The sequence below is a fragment of the Xanthomonas sp. DAR 35659 genome (genome assembly GCF_041242975.1).
In the GTDB taxonomy this organism is placed as follows: domain Bacteria; phylum Pseudomonadota; class Gammaproteobacteria; order Xanthomonadales; family Xanthomonadaceae; genus Xanthomonas_A; species Xanthomonas_A medicagonis.
In genome coordinates this window covers 700,987-718,367 of sequence record NZ_CP162488.1, presented here as the reverse complement: position 1 = coordinate 718,367, position 17,381 = coordinate 700,987, and the positions used below count along the sequence as shown (strand labels likewise).

Here is a 17,381-nt window from a genome sequence, read left to right as displayed (position 1 = left end):
GCGGCGGCATTGCGCGGCCCGGTGCCGTACCGCCGGAAGGTCCGACGGTCTTTCGACGTGGCCGAGGGTCAGATGGGCGCCATTCGCCCCATCGCATCCGCCGCCATGTCCGCCACCGTCAGCTCCACCGTCAGCAAGGTCGCCCCGATCACCCTCGGCTTCTGGGTGATGAAGATCTGCGCCACCACCCTGGGCGAAACCGGCGGCGACCTGCTGTCGATGACCCTGGACATCGGCTATGCGCTGAGCAGCGCGCTGCTGCTCGGGGTGTTCGTGGTCTCGCTGTGGGCGCAGTTGCGCTCGCGCAACTTCCAGCCGTGGCGCTACTGGTGGGTGATCCTGACCACCAGCACCGCCGGCACCACACTGTCGGACTACATGGACCGCAGCCTGGGCCTGGGCTACGCGCAGGGGGCGCTGCTGCTCGGCAGCCTGCTGGCCGCCGTGCTGGCGACCTGGTGGCGATGCGAACGCAGCCTGTCGGCCGCGCGGATCGGCAGCGGCCGCGCCGAGGCCTTCTACTGGCTGGCGATCCTGGTCTCCAACACGCTGGGCACCGCGCTGGGCGACTACCTGGCCGACAGTTCGGGACTGGGCTTCGCCGGCGGCGCGCTGCTGATCGCGGCGCTGCTGGCGGCGATCGCCCTCGCCTATGCGTTCACCCGCGTCTCGCGCACGGCGCTGTTCTGGGCCGCGTTCGTGCTGACCCGCCCGTTCGGTGCCACGCTCGGCGATCTGTTGACCAAGCCGACCGCGAAGGGCGGACTGGACCTGGGTACCGTCGGCGCCTCGCTGGTGTTGGCCGGCATCCTGGTCGCGGTGCTGTATGCCAGCACCCGTCCTCGCGCGATCGACGCGACGAACGGCTGAGCCGCGACGCGGCAGGACAACGCGCCACGACGCAGACCGCCGCCGGCACCGGCACCGGCACCGGCGCGCCCAGCGGCGCTCAGCCGCCCTGCTGCAGCGGCGTCAGCAGGCGCGGGCCGTTGTCGACCATGTACACGCCGTTGGCCGGCAACGCGTCGGGCGAAAATCCCGCCGCGTCGTCGCCGCTGACCCACGGCGCCCGCTCGCGCGGGCCGGGGATGTAGCTGATCCAGTGGCCGTAACTGTCGGGCGTGCCTTCGTTCGGCTGGCCGCGGAGCGAAAAGTTCACCGGCACGCGGACCGACCAGAATGGCGCCGCCACGTCCTTGCCTTCGCTCGGCGGACGGAACGTCCACTTGCGCGCCGCCGCCAATGCGCTGTTGCCGAGCAGGGTGCGCAGCTTCTTCATCTCGCTCTCGGAGGCCACGATGCGCAGATTGACCTGTTCGACCGCCGCGTCGGCGACGGTACCGTCGCGCGCCACTTTCAGCACCAGATACACAGAGCCTGCGACGCCGGCGCGATACGCCGCTTCCGGGTAGGGCGGCGGCGACAGCCGCAGCGAGGTCACCGCGTGTCGATCGCTGGGATCGTAGGTGGTGAAGCTGGCATGGCGGATCTCCACCTGGTAGGCGTCGTCCTGCAGGCGCTTGGCCACGATGCGCAGCGTCATCGGCGTGCGCGCCGGCACCGCCTTGCCCTCGCGCAACGCCGGCTCGAACTTCCATTGCATCGCCGTATTGCGCACGAAAGCGACCACCCCCGTGGGCAGCTCGGCCTCCTGATCGATGGCCAGCGCCGAGACCGCGCCATCGGGCTCGATATCGATCTTGCCGGTCACCAGCATGCTGCTTTCGGCCTGCTTGCGCACCGCGCCGGGCCCGGTGCCGGTGGCGAAGGCGCTGGCGGCCAGCAACAACAGCAACAGGCCGGACCACGCCCACGGCGACATCCCTGATCTGCGATGCATCGCGCTTCCTTGCAAGTGATGAGGCGCCGATTACAGCGCAGCCGGCGGATGCAAGCAAGTCAGGCCAGGCGCAGCGACTCCGGGTACGGCGGCGCATCCGGATAATCGTCCTCGCGCAGCCGCGCCTGCAGGTCGCGCCACCACTGCGGATCGAACAGTTCGCCATGGGCACGCCTGACCGCCTCCAGCGAGGCGGCGGGCAGGCCCATGAACATCCCGAAGCGCTCCGGGAACACGTCGCGCGCGTCGACATGGAACCACGGCTCGGCGGACATCGCCTCTTCGTCGTTGCGCGGCTGCGGCCAGTCGCGGAAGGTGCAGTCGGTGACCAGGCACAGCTCGTCGTAGTCGTAGAACACCGCGCGGCCCTGTCGCGACACGCCGAAGTTCTTGAGCAGCATGTCGCCGGGGAAGATGTTGTTGCGCGCCATGTCCTTGATCGCCTGCGCGTAGTCCAGCGCCGCCTCGCGCGCCGCCTCGGCCGGCTGCTCGCGCAAGTACAAATTCAGCGGGCGCAGCCGCCGCTGCACGTAGCACAGCTCGAAGATCAGATCGTCGCCATCCACGCGCAGGCTGTGCGCGCAGCCCTGCAACAGTTCGTCGAGCAGGGCCGGGGCGAACCGCGCGCGCGGGAAGCGCAACGACCGGTACGGCTGCGCGTCGAGCAGGCGGCCGACGCGGTCCAGGTTGAACACCAGCGCGTACTTGTCCTCGACCTGCTCGCGGCTCATCGTCTTCGGATAGGCGAAGCGGTCGCGGATCAGCTTGAACACCAGCGGATAGCTGGGCAGGGTGAACACCGCCATGACCATGCCCGGCGTGCCCTCGGCGTGCACCAACTGCTCGTTGGGCTGCGCCTGGAAATGGCGGAAGAAGGTGCGGAAGCGTTCGGTCTTGCCCTGCTTGGCGCGGCCGAGCATGGTGTACAGCTCGTCGATCGGCTTATGCGGCAGCAGACTGCGCAGGAACACCACCGCATCGCCGACGGTGGGCAGGTCGGCCTGGAAGTAGCTGCGCGAGATGCCGAACAACTGCGCCACGTCGTTGCGCTTGGTCAGCACCGCCTCGGCACGCAGCCCCTGCGCGTCGTTGACCAGCGCGATCACGCACGGCGAGAAGCGGTGTTCGCCGAACACGCGGCCGACCAGGTAGGCGCGGCGCTCGCGGTAGAACACCGTCTCCAGCAGTTCGATGCCGCGCACCGGGTTCTCGCCCCAGTGCGCCAGGTCGTCCTGCAGACGTACCGCGATGGCCGCGGCGCAGCGCGTGCGGTGCGTGTAGGGCACGTCGAACGGATAGTCGCCCAACACGCGCATGAACGCGTCCACCGGCCGCGTCTCGGAGACCGCGTAATTGTGCCGCGCCACCGGATGGGTGATCGCGTCGGTCGGCTCGATGTCCAGCGCCACGAACTCGATCCGCGTATCCACGCCCTGGGTGCGGAAGAAGCGCCGGGTCAGGGTGTTGTAGAAGGTCTTGTACAGCTCCTGGTCGATCAGCCCGTGCAGTTGCGCGGCGAAAGCGTCGCGGACCTGCGCCCACAGCACGCGATCGGCGGCCTGGCCGAGCAGCAACCCGCGCAGGCGCAGCATGCACTCGCCGATGCACTGGTCGTACAGCGCGATGCGCTCGACCGCGTCGTTGCGCGCAGCGTTCCAGTCGCGGGTCTCGAAGCGGCGGCGGGCGCGGCGGCTGATCTGCGCGAAGCGCGCGTGGTAGTCCTCGAACGCGTCGCGGATGGTCCGCGCCACGGCGACGGCGCGGGGTTCGATGGGCGCGGGCGGAGCCAGATCGGTCGTCATGGATCCCAGTCTACCCGCCCGTGCGGCGACGCCCTGCGGACGCCGCCAGCGGGGCAGGCCATGCCGGCCCGCCCCGCCGACGCCGGATCAGGCCGACAGCGTCGCCAGCGCGGCGTTGAACGTGGCGCTCGGCCGCATCGCCTGGGTGACAAGCTCCAGATTCGGACGGTAGTAGCCCTGGATGTCGACCGGCTTGCCTTGCACGCCGTTGAGCTCGGCGACGATCGTGGCCTCGTGCTCGGTCAGCTGCTTGGCCAGCGGCGCGAAGCGCGCCTGCAATGCGGCGTCCTCGTTCTGCGTGGCCAGCGCCCGCGCCCAGTACAGCGCCAGGTAGAAATGGCTGCCGCGGTTGTCGAGCTCGCCGACCTTGCGCGAAGGCGACTTGTCGTTGTCCAGGAACGTGCCGTTGGCCTGGTCCAGGGTCCTGGCCAACACGCCGATGCTGGCGCTGTCTTCGCGCTGGCCCAGATGCTCCAGCGACGCGGCCAGGGCCAGGAACTCGCCCAGCGAATCCCAGCGCAGGTAGTTCTCCTCCACGAACTGCTGCACGTGCTTGGGCGCCGAGCCGCCGGCACCGGTCTCGAACAGGCCGCCGCCGGCCATCAGCGGCACGATCGACAGCATCTTGGCGCTGGTGCCCAGCTCCATGATCGGGAACAGGTCGGTGAGGTAGTCGCGCAGTACGTTGCCGGTGACCGAGATGGTGTCCTGGCCCTTGCGGATGCGCTCGAGCGAGAACGCGGTGGCCTCCACCGGCGTCAGGATGCGGATGTCCAGGCCCTGGGTGTCGTGATCCTGCAGGTAGCGCTCCACCTTCTGGATCATCAGCGCATCGTGCGCGCGCTGCGGATCCAGCCAGAACACCGCCGGGGTGGCGCTCAGGCGCGCGCGCTCGACCGCCAGCTTGACCCAGTCCTGGATCGGCGCGTCCTTGGTCTGGCACATGCGCCAGATGTCGCCCGCTTCCACCGCATGCTCCAGCAGCACCTTGCCGCCGGCATCGGTGACGCGCACGACGCCGTCGCTGGCGATCTGGAAGGTCTTGTCGTGCGAGCCGTATTCCTCGGCCTTCTGCGCCATCAGGCCGACGTTGGGCACGCTGCCCATCGTCGCCGGATCGAACGCGCCATGCCGCTTGCAGTCCTCGATCACCGCCTGGTACACGCCGGCGTAGCAGCGGTCCGGAATCAGCGCCTTGGTGTCCTGCAGCTTGCCCTCGGCATTCCACATCTTGCCCGAGTCGCGGATCATCGCCGGCATCGACGCATCGACGATCACGTCGCTGGGCACGTGCAGGTTGGTGATGCCCTTGTCCGAATTGACCATCGCCAGCGCCGGACGCTGCGCGTACACGGCCTGCAGATCGGCCTCGATCTGCGCGCGCTGCGCCTCGGGCAGCGTGGCGATGCGCGCGTACAGGTCGCCGATACCGTTGTTCGGATCGAAGCCGACCTGCTTCAGGGTGTCGGCATGCTTGTCCAGCACATCCTGGTAGAACGCGCCGACCACCACGCCGAACATGATCGGATCGGAGACCTTCATCATGGTCGCCTTCAGGTGCAGCGAGAACAGCACGCCCTGCTGCCTGGCATCGGCGATCTGCGCCTGCACGAAGCTGGCCAGCGCGCGCTTGCTCATCACCGCCGCGTCGATGATCTCGCCGGCCTGCACTGCGGTCTTCTCCTTCAGCACCGAGACCGTGCCGTCCTTGCCGACCAGTTCGATCTTCACGCTACCGGCCTGTTCGATCAGCGCCGAACGCTCGCTGCCGTAGAAATCGCCGGCGTCCATGTGCGCCACGTGCGACTTGGACTCGGCGCTCCATGCGCCCATGCGATGCGGATGCTTGCGTGCGTAGTGCTTCACCGAGGCCGGCGCGCGGCGGTCGGAATTGCCCTCGCGCAGCACCGGGTTGACCGCGCTGCCCTTGACCTTGTCGTAGCGTGCCTTGGCCTCCTTCTGCTTGTCGTCCTTGGGCTCGTCCACGTAGTCCGGCAGCGCGTAGCCTTGCTGCTGCAGTTCCTTGATCGCGGCCTTGAGCTGCGGCACCGAGGCGCTGATGTTGGGCAGCTTGATGATGTTGGCGTCCGGCGTGGTCGCCAGCTGGCCCAGTTCGGCCAGGTCGTCGGCGATGCGCTGGTCCTCGCGCAGGTATTCGGGGAACTGCGAGATCAGGCGGCCGGCCAGCGAGATGTCGCGGGTTTCCACGGCGATGCCGGCGGTACCGGCGAACGCGGCGACGATCGGCAGCAGTGACTGCGTCGCCAGGTACGGGGCTTCATCGGTGAGCGTGTACAGGATCTTGGGCGTGTTCGACATGACGCGACGGATGACCTCTGGGAGGGAGAAAAGGGCAGCATCGACAGTACGGCTGCGTATGTTTTTTGGTCTATTTTTCGCGATGGTCGCCAACCGCGCGCCATCGGCCGTCCATTGTCGCGTGTCTGCCGGCTGCGGGCAAAGCGCGGGGTCGCATCCACAGGGTGGCGCCGTAAAATGCGCCGATGACGACCTTCTCTCCAACGCAGATTGACAGCGCCCTGCTGCTGGAAATCACCTCCGACAGCTACTACCAGCGCGGCCTCGCATACGCCGAGGAGGATCGCGTGACCTTGCTGGCGATGGATGCGCGGTCGGCGGACGCGGACGTGGCCGGGAGCCAGAACTATGGCGTGCGCCTTGAATGGCGCGACGGCAGCCTTCATGGCACATGCGATTGCCCGATCGGCATGGAGAACGCGTTCTGCAAGCATCAGGTGGCGACCGCCCTGGTCTGGGCACAGGCCGCGGCCAGCGCCGGCGATGGCCAACGCAGCGACCGCGACACGAAGCGCGTGCCGACTTCGAACAGTGTGTTGCGGCAATGGTTGGCCGGGCAGCCAGCCGAGATCCTGCAGGCCTTGCTGATGGAAGCCGCCGAGGACGATCCGGCGCTGCGCCAACGGCTGCTGAGCCAGGCGCAACTGGCCAGTGCGCCGCCGCAGGACTGGCGCAAGGCGGTATCGGCGCTGCTGGGACGCAAGCGCTTCATGGACCACAGCGACAGCATCGCCTACGCCAAGCGCTTGCGGCCGCTCGATGCCCTGCTCGACCAGGCACGGCAGCGCGATCCCGCCGCTGCCCTCGACCTGTACGAATACGCCTTCGCGCGGCTGCTGGCGATCTACGCGGACTGCGACGACTCCGGCGGCCACATCGGGGAGCGCTTGCGTCGGCTGGCGAGGCTGCACCCGACGTTCGCACGCAGCGCCGCTCCTTCCAATCTCGCCAAGCGCGTGTTCGATCTGCGCATGCAGGACGAATGGGACCTGCTGCCGCCCCTGCGCGACTATGGCGAACTGCTGAGCGCATCCGCCATCGCCACCCTGGAGCATCTCGCATTGCACGCGCTCCATGGCACCCGCGACCACGGCCAGCGCCTTGCCGCCGAAACGCTGCTCGAAGAGGCCGGCCGCGGCGGCGGCAACGTGGAGAGCATGCTGGAGTGGTTCGCCAGCCACTGCGACAGCGCCTGGGACCACCTGGAGATGGCGCGGCGCTGCGCCGAGCACGGCCGCGAACGGCAAGCCATCGAGTGGCTGGAGCGCGGTCGCAAAGCGCATCCGCGCGAAACGCGCCTGCAGGCGGCGCTCGCCGAGGCCTATGCGCGCGACGGCTTTCCCGAGGACGCGCTGCAATTGCGCTGGAACGTCTACGCCCTGGAGCCGCTGGAAGACACCTACCTGGCGCTGCGCGAAGCGGCGCTGGCGCTCGGGAGCTGGGAGTCCTGGCGCGAACGCGCGCTGGACTCCCTGGACGGCGGCGCCTCACGCAAGCCCGCCCACGCGCGCGACCTGCGCATCCGCCTGTTGCTTGCCGAAGAACAGGCACAGCGCGCCCTGGACATGGCGCAAGGCCACCTGCACACGCTCGCCGTCGAGACCCTCGAGCGCTTGCTGGCGCCAGCGGAGGCGCTCGACCCTGCGGCCGCCGCGACTATCTGCGACCGCTTGATCGACGTCGCCATCGCGCGCACGAATCGCCGTGGCTATCTGGAAGCCGTTGACCTGTTGCCGGTACGACAACGGCTGTATGCGACGTTGGGCGATCCGGGCGGATTCGCCGCCTACATCGATCAATTGCGCAAGCGCTACCAGCGCAAGCGAAACTTCATCGAACTGCTGGATGCGCGGTTGGCCACCGCGGCAAAGCCGCGTCGCCGCTGAGATCCGGCCATCACTGCGGGCTCGTGGCAGCGCCGCCAGGGACTTGAATACGGCGATACGCAACGCCAGGCTGCCTGCCGCGATTTGTCTCCACATCCGGCGCGCGAGCAGCGTATGCTCGGCCGCGCCGCTGGCAGCGCCGGCGCGCTTTCCATAAGGAATGGAACAGGGGGACAACGTGGACTTCTACGCGCACTCGACCGAACGTCGGGATCGTGGCGATTGGCAGCGGCTGGCCGAGCATCTGAATGGCGTCGGCGAACGGGCCGCGATCCATGCCCAGGCGTTCGGCGGCCAGGTGATGGCGCGCGTGGCTGGGCAGTTGCACGATCTGGGCAAGTACACCCAGAACTTCCAGGCACGCCTGGATGGCGACCCGACCAGGGTGGACCATGCGACCTGGGGTGCGCGGAAAGCCCGCGAACTGTATGGCAGTGGCGGAACGCTGCTGGCCTATGGCATCGCAGGGCACCACGCGGGGCTGGCCGACGGACGCCGCGATGATCTGACATCACGCTCCTCTTTGCAGGAGCGGCTGTCGGAGGACTACCGCGCGCAGGTTCTGCCGCCCTTGCTGCCGGCCTGGGAACGGGAGATCCTGCTGCCCGCCAAGCTGGAACTCCCGACGGGATTCAGCGGCCACCCGCGCACCGAGCGCCGGGCCTTCCAGATGACGGTTCTGGCACGCATGCTGTTCTCCTGCCTGGTCGATGCGGATTTCGTCGATACAGACGACTTCTACCGGCGCGTGGAAGGACGCGGGACACGCGCGGAGCAGGCCGGCACACGGCCGACATTGGAAGAACTGCGCGAACGGCTCGACACCCATCTGTCCGGCCTGCCCAGCGATGGCGGCATCAATCCGATCCGCGCGACCATCCTGCGCCAAGCGCGGGCCAAGGCGCACGCGCGTACCGGCCTGTTCTCGTTCACCGTGCCCACCGGCGGCGGCAAGACCCTGGCCTCGCTGGCGTTCGCGCTGGACCACGCCATCGCGCACGGCTTGCGGCGGGTGATCTACGTGATCCCGTTCACCAGCATCGTCGATCAGACCGCCGCGGTGTTCCGCCATGCCCTCCGCATTCAGGACCGCGACGACGTCGTGCTGGAACACCACAGCGCGTTCTTCGACGATCCGGCCAAGGCACCGCAGTCGATCGACAAGCGCAAGCTGGCGATGGAAAACTGGGACGCGCCGATCGTGGTCACCACGTCGGTACAGTTCTTCGAAAGCCTGTTCGCCGACCGCCCGTCGCGCTGCCGAAAGCTGCACAACATCGCCGGCAGCGTGGTGATCCTGGACGAGGCGCAGACCCTGCCGCAGACGCTGCTGCGTCCCTGCGTGGCATTGCTGGACGAACTGGCGCGCAACTATCGGGTCAGCCCGGTGCTGTGTACCGCCACCCAGCCCGCGCTACGCCAGGACCAAGGCTTCCCTGGCGGCCTGGAACACGTCGAGGAACTGATGACGGAGCCGGATGCGCTGTATGCGCAACTGCGTCGCGTGCGGGTGCGCCATGCCGGCGCGCTGGAGGACGACGCGCTGGCGGAGGAACTGCGGCGGCGCGCACAAGTGCTGTGCATCGTCAACAACCGCCGACACGCCCGCGCCCTGTTCGACGCCATCGCCGAACAACCCGGCGCGCGCCACCTGACCACGTTGATGCACGCCCGACACCGCGGTGCGGCGTTGGCGCAGATACGCGAAGACCTGAAAGCGGCCAGGCCATGCCGACTGGTCGCAACCAGCTTGATTGAAGCCGGCGTGGACGTGGACTTCCCGACCGTCCTGCGCGCGGAAGCCGGTCTGGACTCGGTGGCGCAAGCGGCAGGGCGGTGCAATCGCGAAGGTCTGCGTCCGACGGATACCAGCGACGTGCTGGTGTTCGCCCCCGTGAACTGGCAGCCGCCACAGGAACTGAAAGTCTTCACCGAAGTCTTCCGCGAGGTCGAGCGCATGCACGGCGACGACCTACTGGCGATGGAGGCCGTCCACGCCTATTTCCAGAGACTGTACCGGCGCTTGGGCGACAACCTGTTGGACGACGAAGCGATCTTGACGCAACTGCGCACCGCCGATCTGGACGACCTGCCATTCGACACACTGGCTCAGAAGTTCCGGATGATCCAGACGACCATGCGCCCGCTGATCGTGCCGTATGCGCCCTATGCGACCGACCGAAATGGTGCGGAGCGGGAAGTAGCGGACGTGAACGAAGTGCTGCGCCAACTGGAACACGCGGACCGGGTCGGCGTAGCAGGTGCCGCGCGTCACCTGCAACCGTGGCTGGTACAGGTGCCCGAGCAGGCTTACAGAGCGCTATGGCAGGCGTCCGCGATTGCGCCGATTGCGCCTGAGCGCTATGGCGAGCAGTTTGTCTGTCTGCGCAACTCGAGGCTGTACGACGCTCGGTTCGGATTGCATTGGGAGGATCCGCAGTTCATAGCATCCAATGAACTAGTAACATGAATTCATTCATAAATTATGCCAGGAAATTTTAACTTTACTGAAAAACCAACCCGAAGGGTATTCTGATGTCTTGCAATCCATCTGAGAGGAGCGTAAAAAAAAACAACGGCCGCCGTAGCAGCGGCGGCCGTTGTCAGCAACCAGAACCTCTCCTTCGCGGGATAGGCCCAATGCCGGAATCGGCAGGAGGCAATGATGGTTAGCCACCATTTGATCAGAAGAGCTTGATTGTTCTGGCACTCGCGGGGTGGTTTGCGCCCCCGAGTGCCGGAACACGCTAACGACAGTTGCAGGTTTCGGCAACTCAAAGTCGCTTCTCTGATTAAAGAAGTGTGGATTGAAATACTGACAAACCAACCCGCAGGGCTCTGCAGCCGCTCCCTTGCCGGTCTATTCGGCAAGGGAGCATTACAACCAGGTGTCATCGATTGACACGTTGAGAGCAGAGATTCAGTCAATCGCGTCTGACAGAGGAACAAGGATGAGTTACGGAGTCAGGCTCCATATCTGGGGCGAGCGGGCGCTGTTCACGCGTCCGGAAATGAAGGTGGAGCGGGTGTCCTACGACATCATCACGCCATCGGCCGCGCGCGGCATCCTCGAAGCGATCCACTGGAAGCCGGCGATCCGCTGGGTGGTGGACAGCATCCAGGTGCTCAAGCCGATCCGCTTCGAGTCGATCCGCCGCAACGAAGTCGGCAGCAAGCTGTCTGCCGCCAGTATCGGCAAGGCGATCAAGGCCGGACGTACCGACGAACTGGTCAATTATGTCGATGAGGATCGGCAACAGCGTGCCGCCACCGTGCTGCGCGAGGTCGGTTACGTCATCGCCGCGCATTTCGAGTTGACCGACAAAGCTGGCCCCGACGACAACGTCGGCAAGCACCTGGACATCTTCAACCGCCGCGCACGGCGCGGGCAGTGCTTCCAGGCACCATGCCTTGGCACCCGGGAGTTTCCCGCCAGCTTCGCCCTGCTCGGCGACGACGACACGCCACCAGCCAGCGACCCGGCCTTGTCCGGCGAACGCGACCTGGGCTGGATGATGCACGACATCGACTTCGTCGACGGCATGACCCCGCGCTTCTTTCGCGCGCACATGGTCGATGGGCTGGTCGAGGTGCCGCCGCCGCAGGACGGCGGGGTGCGCGCATGATCCTGTCCGCCCTCGCCGACTATTACCAACGGCTGCTGGACGATCCAGAGTCCGGCATCGCCGCACCAGGCTACAGCCAGCAGAACATCGGCTACACCGTGGTACTGGCCGCCGACGGCAGCATCGTTTCCGTCCACGACGAGCATCGCGTCGAGGGCAAGAAGCGCCTCGCCAAGGCCATGCGCGTCCCGCAGCCGGAAAAGCGCACCGCTGGTATCAAGTCCAACTTCCTGTGGGACAAGACCAGCTACGTCCTGGGCGTCAGCGCCAGCAGCAAGCGCAGCGAGCAGGAACATGCCGCGTTCAAGGCGATGCACCAGCAGGCCCTGGCCGGCAGCGGCGATCCCGGGCTGCTGGCGCTGCTGGCGTTCCTGGCGACATGGTCGCCTGAGCAATACGCCGCTCATCCTGCGTTCGCCCCGCACGGTGAGGCGCTACTGGATACCAACCTGGCCTTCAAGCTGGAGAGCGACCCGGGACCTCTACACGAGCGTCCCGCTGCACGCGCGGCCTGGGACCGGCAACAAGGCCAGGGTGCCGATGGCGTCAGCGGCCTGTGTCTGGTCAGCGGCACGATAGCACCGCTGGCGCGGCTGCATCCGGCGATCAAGGGCGTGAACGGTGCGCAGAGTTCCGGCGCCTCCATCGTCTCCTTCAATCTCGATGCCTTCACCTCCTACGGCAAGCAGCAAGGCGAGAACGCTCCCGTTTCCGAACAAGCGGCATTCGCCTACAGCACCGCCCTCAACCATCTGCTGCGGCGCGACCCTCACAACCGCCAGCGCGTGCAGATCGGCGATACCACCGTGGTGTTCTGGGCACAGGCCGGGACGGCAATGCAGGCGCAGAATGCCGAGGACATCTTCGCTGATTTCATGCGCGGCAGCGACGCCGACGACCCCGCAATCGCCGACGGTCAAGCCACCCGGCGGCTGGAACTGGTCATGAAGCAGGTCCGCCAGGCGCGGCCGTTGCGCGATCTGGATGACTCGCTGGACGACGACGCCCGCATCTTCGTGCTCGGATTAGCGCCGAACGCCTCGCGCCTGTCCATCCGCTTCTGGGAGACACAGTCGCTGGCTGGCTTCGCCAAACGCCTGGCCGATCACTACGACGACCTCGCGTTGGAACCGCCGGCGTGGAAGCGCCCACCGACGCCCGCCTACCTTGCGCTGCAGACCGCTCACGTCTACGGCGAGCATGGCAAGCCCAAGGCCGAAGACGTTTCGCCCTTGCTCGCCGGTGAAATGACAAGGGCGATCCTCACCGGCATCCGCTATCCACAAAGCCTGCTCGGCAGCATCGTCATACGCTTCCGCGCCGACGGGCAACTCACCCCATTACGCATCGCGCTGTGCCGGGCGGTCCTGGCACGCGACGCGCGCTTGCGCAGGCAACAAGGACTGTCCACCGACCCAAAGGAACCACCCATGAGTCTCGATACAGGCAATACCGATCCCGGCTATCTGCTGGGACGGCTGTTCGCGTCGCTGGAGAATCTGCAACGCGCCGCGCTCGGCGACCGCATCAACGCCACCATCCGCGACCGCTACTACGGCGCCGCCTCGGCGACGCCGGCCAGCATCTTCCCTGTGCTGCTACGCAGCGCGCAAAACCATTTCGGCAAGCTGCGTAAAGAGAAGGTCGGCCTGGCGGTGAACCTGGAAAAGGAGATCGGCCAGATCGTCGATGCCTTACCGCCCAGCTTCCCACGCAGCCTGCCGATCCAGGAGCAAGGCCGCTTCGCGATCGGCTACTACCACCAGACCCAGGCGCGCTTCGCCCGCAACGACGGCCAGGACGCCCCCGACACCGTTTCCGAAGGAGAGACCGCATGAGCGCCATCGCCAACCGCTACGAGTTCGTCTACCTGTTCGACGTCACCAACGGCAATCCCAACGGCGACCCCGACGCCGGCAACCTGCCGCGCCTGGATCCGGAAACCAACCGCGGCCTGGTCACCGACGTGGCGCTCAAGCGCAAGATCCGCAACTACGTGGCACTGGAGCAGGAGGGCCAACCTGGCTACGCGATCTACATGCAGGAGAAGTCGGTGTTGAACAACCAGCACAAGCAGGCCTATGCCGCGCTGGGCATCGAACACGAGGCCAAGAAGCTGCCCAAGGACGAAGCCAAGGCACGCGAATTGACGTCGTGGATGTGCAAGAACTTCTTCGACGTGCGCACCTTCGGCGCGGTGATGACCACCGAAGTCAACTCCGGCCAGGTCCGTGGCCCCGTGCAACTGGCCTTCGCCAGTTCGGTGGAGCCGGTACTGCCGCTGGAAGTGTCGATCACCCGCGTGGCGGTCACCAACGAGAAGGACCTTGAGAAAGAGCGCACCATGGGCCGCAAGCACATCCTGCCCTACGGCCTGTATCGCGCACACGGCTTCATCTCCGCCAAGCTGGCCGAACGCACGGGCTTCTCCGAGGACGACCTGCAACTGCTGTGGCGCGCCTTGACCAACCTCTTCGAGCACGACCGTTCCGCCGCACGCGGCGAGATGTCGGCGCGCAAGCTGATCGTGTTCAAGCACGAGCACCCGATGGGCAATGCCCCGGCGCACGTGTTGTTCGACAAGGTGACGGTCGAGCGCGTCGCCGAGGCGGACGCCGGGCCGGCACGCAGCTTCGCCGACTACCGGGTCGCGATCGATCGCGCCCTGCCGGCGGGCGTCAGCGTCGAAGAACTGTTCTGAAGGATGCGGAGAGCGGGACATGGACGACGCCGACCTGATCCCGCTCTCCGCCCTGCAGCACTACCTGTATTGCCCGCGCCAGTGCGCGCTGATCCATGTGGAGCAGCAGTGGGCGGAGAACCGACAGACCGCCGAAGGGCGCTTGCTGCATCAGCGCGCCGATGCGCCGCAGGCCGAGCGCCGGCGCGGCGTGCGTACCGTTACCGCGATGCCACTGCTGGCGCTGGAGTTGGGCATCACCGGCAAGGCCGACGTGGTGGAGTTCCATCGCGATGGCGACGGCGAGGTGGCCTTCCCGGTGGAGTACAAGCGCGGGCGCCCAAAAGCGCACCGTGCCGACGAGGTCCAGTTGTGCGCGCAGGCGCTATGCCTGGAACATATGATGAGACGTGCCGTACCCACCGGCGCGCTGTTCTACGGACAGACCCGCCGTCGCAAGGAGGTTGCCTTCGATGCGGCATTGCGTGCGCTCACCCTGAACACCATCGCCGACACGCGCGCCATGCTGCACGACGGCGCCACACCCGCCGCGCGCTACGAGGCCAAGCGCTGCGATGCCTGCTCCCTGATCGACTTGTGCCAGCCGCGCCTGCTCGATCGCGGCAGCGTCGACCAGTGGGTGCGCCGCCAACTCGACGCCGACGAGGACTGAGGATGCGCCGCCAACTCAACACACTGTATGCCACCACCGACGGCGCCTGGCTGCGCAAGGACGGCGCGAACATCGTCATGGAGGTGGAGCGCCAGGAACGCGCCCGCCTGCCGGTGCACATGCTCGAAAGCCTGGTCTGCATCGGTCGCGTCGCGGTATCGCCGCAGCTGCTCGGTTTCTGCAGCGAACAAGGCATCAGCATCTGCTATCTGACGCCACAGGGTCGCTTCCTGGCACGGGTCGAAGGCCCCGTGTCAGGCAACGTACTGCTACGGCGCGCGCAATACCGGCGCAGCGACGATCCATTGGGTTGTGCCTCCATCGTCCGCCACCTGCTGGCCGGCAAGATCCACAACCAACGCGCGGTCCTGGCGCGCGGCTGGCGCGACCACGGCGACCGCCTCACCGACGTAGCCGCGTTCCAGCACGCATTGAAGCGGCTTAAGCGCATCCCGCAGCGCATCCTGATCGAGACCGATGTGGACATCCTGCGCGGCCTCGAAGGCGAGGCGGCGCAATCCTACTTCGGGGTGTTCGGCCAACTGGTGCGTGCCGACGCGCCACTGCTGCGCTTCGGCGGACGCAATCGCCGTCCGCCCCGCGACGCCTTCAACGCCCTACTTTCCTTCCTCTATACCCTGCTCACCCACGACTGCCGCTCCGCCTTGGAGTCCGTCGGATTGGATCCGGCCGTGGGTTTTCTTCATCGCGACCGGCCCGGACGTCCGAGCCTTGCCCTGGATCTGGCCGAAGAATTCCGCCCCCTGCTCGGCGAACGCCTGGCGCTGTCGCTGATCAACCGCCGGCAATTGAATGAACGCGACTTCCAGGTCTTCGACAACGGCGCCGTCCTGCTCAAGGACGATGCCCGCAAGACCGTGCTGGTCGCCTACCAGGAGCGCAAGCGCGAGCAACTGCAGCACGCCTTCCTCGGCGAGAAGGTCGACATCGGCTTGCTGCCGTTCGTCCAGGCCCAACTACTGGCGCGGCACCTGCGCGGCGACCTGGACGGCTATCCCGCGTTCTTTTGGAAATAGCAGGACCTGCGCCGCATGATGATCCTGGTCAGCTACGATGTCAGTACCAGTTCCCCAGGCGGCGAAAAGCGCCTGCGCAAGATCGCCAAAGCCTGCAGGGACCGCGGACAGCGCGTCCAGTTCTCGGTATTCGAGATCGAAGTGGACCCAGCGCAGTGGGCCGAGCTGCGGCAGCGCCTGTGCGACTTGATCGACCCCAGCATGGACAGCCTGCGCTTCTACCACCTTGGTGCCAAGTGGGAAGCCCGTGTCGAACATGTCGGCGCCAAGCCCAGCCTGGACCTCAAGGGGCCGTTGATCTTCTGATGCGAACCACAAGCGACCTGGTAAATCCCGGGAGGTTCCCGGGGCGATGCAAGCTATTGATATCCATATAAATCTTCGCGCCGCAACGGCGATCAGCCCAACGTCGCCCACGCCACTCGACACCAGCCGCGGCGGCTTCGCGCAAATCCGGCTTTTTCTCTACTGACCGTCAAGACTTATGCTTACGAGGTCGCGCCCTCACGGGCGCGTGGATTGAAACCGCAACCGCGCCGTCGGCATGGTCGGTGCGTTCGGGTCGCGCCCTCACGGGCGCGTGGATTGAAACGTCGCGAACATGGTGTCGCGGTAGACGGCGTACCAGTCGCGCCCTCACGGGCGCGTGGATTGAAACTCTACCAGCTTGCTGATGGCCTCAGCCATGCGCAGTCGCGCCCTCACGGGCGCGTGGATTGAAACACCCCAGAGGGACACGAGCTGCACCCTGAGGACGTCGCGCCCTCACGGGCGCGTGGATTGAAACACGCCGCCCGTCTCGGAACTAAACGGCGTGCCCTGGTCGCGCCCTCACGGGCGCGTGGATTGAAACACGGCGCTGCCTGTACGCCCTGCTGTGATCGGCAGGTCGCGCCCTCACGGGCGCGTGGATTGAAACTTTCTCTCGATTGCGCAGGGTATGGCGCAGATGGGTCGCGCCCTCACGGGCGCGTGGATTGAAACAGCGTAGCGATGTGCCGGAAGCAATCGACGACCGGTCGCGCCCTCACGGGCGCGTGGATTGAAACCCAGCCCGTTCGCTGCATATTCGATGACCCGTATGTCGCGCCCTCACGGGCGCGTGGATTGAAACTTCACCAGCGAGCCGATGGTGGTGTTCGCCTTCCAGTCGCGCCCTCACGGGCGCGTGGATTGAAACGCAATTCCGCATCCCCGATCTTCGCGGTCGCGTGGTCGCGCCCTCACGGGCGCGTGGATTGAAACGAATGAGGCTCGGGACGCATGATTGGTGATACCGTCGCGCCCTCACGGGCGCGTGGATTGAAACCTGCTTCTATCGCACCCGCAGGAAGGTGTACATGTCGCGCCCTCACGGGCGCGTGGATTGAAACACGTATTCGGGCTCTGCGCGAAAGGTGCGCCACACGTCGCGCCCTCACGGGCGCGTGGATTGAAACCACGACGAGGACTTCAACGAAGGTCTTACGCGGCGTCGCGCCCTCACGGGCGCGTGGATTGAAACATGTTCCGAGGGTC

General features: G+C 66.6%; 12 protein-coding genes and 1 CRISPR repeat array (1 of these 13 running past the window's edge). Of the genes, 9 read left to right on the top strand and 3 right to left on the bottom strand.

The window, feature by feature from the left end:
• Nucleotides 1-72 precede the first annotated feature (72 nt).
• Nucleotides 73-870 carry a hypothetical protein gene (locus tag AB3X07_RS03135; RefSeq protein WP_369942662.1) on the top strand — a complete coding sequence of 266 codons (798 nt, stop codon included), beginning with the start codon at nucleotides 73-75 and terminating at the stop codon, nucleotides 868-870.
• Nucleotides 871-949: 79 nt separating this feature from the next.
• On the opposite strand, the gene AB3X07_RS03130 is transcribed toward AB3X07_RS03135, so the two are convergent.
• The 3 genes from AB3X07_RS03130 to AB3X07_RS03120 form a co-directional block, all read right to left on the bottom strand.
• On the bottom strand, nucleotides 950-1,840 hold the full coding sequence (locus tag AB3X07_RS03130; RefSeq protein WP_369942660.1) for an energy transducer TonB: 891 nt from the start codon (nucleotides 1,838-1,840) through the stop codon (nucleotides 950-952).
• 59 nt (nucleotides 1,841-1,899) lie between these two features.
• On the bottom strand, nucleotides 1,900-3,642 hold the full coding sequence (gene aceK / locus AB3X07_RS03125) for a bifunctional isocitrate dehydrogenase kinase/phosphatase (RefSeq protein ID WP_369942658.1): 1,743 nt from the start codon (nucleotides 3,640-3,642) through the stop codon (nucleotides 1,900-1,902).
• Nucleotides 3,643-3,729: 87 nt separating this feature from the next.
• Complete coding sequence (locus AB3X07_RS03120) at nucleotides 3,730-5,961, bottom strand: NADP-dependent isocitrate dehydrogenase (RefSeq protein WP_369942656.1); 2,232 nt, start codon at nucleotides 5,959-5,961, stop codon at nucleotides 3,730-3,732.
• A gap of 185 nt (nucleotides 5,962-6,146) precedes the next feature.
• On the opposite strand from AB3X07_RS03120, the gene AB3X07_RS03115 reads away from it, so the two are divergent.
• The 8 genes from AB3X07_RS03115 (at nucleotide 6,147) to cas2 (ending at nucleotide 16,169) form a co-directional block, all read left to right on the top strand.
• Nucleotides 6,147-7,847 (top strand): SWIM zinc finger family protein, encoded by a 1,701-nt coding sequence (locus tag AB3X07_RS03115; protein ID WP_369942654.1) that lies wholly within the window; start codon nucleotides 6,147-6,149, stop codon nucleotides 7,845-7,847.
• A 178-nt stretch (nucleotides 7,848-8,025) separates the two neighbouring features.
• Nucleotides 8,026-10,317, top strand: a complete 2,292-nt coding sequence (locus AB3X07_RS03110) for a CRISPR-associated endonuclease Cas3'' (protein ID WP_369942652.1) — start codon at nucleotides 8,026-8,028, stop codon at nucleotides 10,315-10,317.
• 481 nt (nucleotides 10,318-10,798) lie between these two features.
• Nucleotides 10,799-11,473 carry a type I-C CRISPR-associated protein Cas5c gene (gene cas5c, locus AB3X07_RS03105; protein WP_369942651.1) on the top strand — a complete coding sequence of 225 codons (675 nt, stop codon included), beginning with the start codon at nucleotides 10,799-10,801 and terminating at the stop codon, nucleotides 11,471-11,473.
• Nucleotides 11,470-13,311: a type I-C CRISPR-associated protein Cas8c/Csd1 gene (cas8c, locus tag AB3X07_RS03100; RefSeq protein ID WP_369942649.1), complete on the top strand. Its 1,842-nt coding sequence runs from the start codon at nucleotides 11,470-11,472 to the stop codon at nucleotides 13,309-13,311. The genes cas5c and cas8c overlap by 4 nt, the downstream gene beginning before the upstream one ends.
• The gene (gene cas7c / locus AB3X07_RS03095; protein WP_369942647.1) at nucleotides 13,308-14,174 is read left to right on the top strand and encodes a type I-C CRISPR-associated protein Cas7/Csd2; all 867 of its coding nucleotides are present in this window, start codon (nucleotides 13,308-13,310) and stop codon (nucleotides 14,172-14,174) included. The genes cas8c and cas7c overlap by 4 nt, the downstream gene beginning before the upstream one ends.
• Before the next feature lie 19 nt (nucleotides 14,175-14,193).
• Entirely contained in the window at nucleotides 14,194-14,826 is a 633-nt protein-coding gene (gene cas4 / locus AB3X07_RS03090) for a CRISPR-associated protein Cas4 (RefSeq protein ID WP_369942645.1), read from the top strand.
• A 2-nt stretch (nucleotides 14,827-14,828) separates the two neighbouring features.
• On the top strand, nucleotides 14,829-15,863 hold the full coding sequence (cas1c, locus tag AB3X07_RS03085) for a type I-C CRISPR-associated endonuclease Cas1c (RefSeq protein ID WP_369942643.1): 1,035 nt from the start codon (nucleotides 14,829-14,831) through the stop codon (nucleotides 15,861-15,863).
• A 15-nt stretch (nucleotides 15,864-15,878) separates the two neighbouring features.
• The gene (cas2, locus tag AB3X07_RS03080; protein WP_369942641.1) at nucleotides 15,879-16,169 is read left to right on the top strand and encodes a CRISPR-associated endonuclease Cas2; all 291 of its coding nucleotides are present in this window, start codon (nucleotides 15,879-15,881) and stop codon (nucleotides 16,167-16,169) included.
• Nucleotides 16,170-16,358: 189 nt separating this feature from the next.
• Nucleotides 16,359-17,381: direct repeats of the CRISPR family, unit length 31 nt; unit sequence GTCGCGCCCTCACGGGCGCGTGGATTGAAAC (it continues 1,098 nt past the right edge of the window).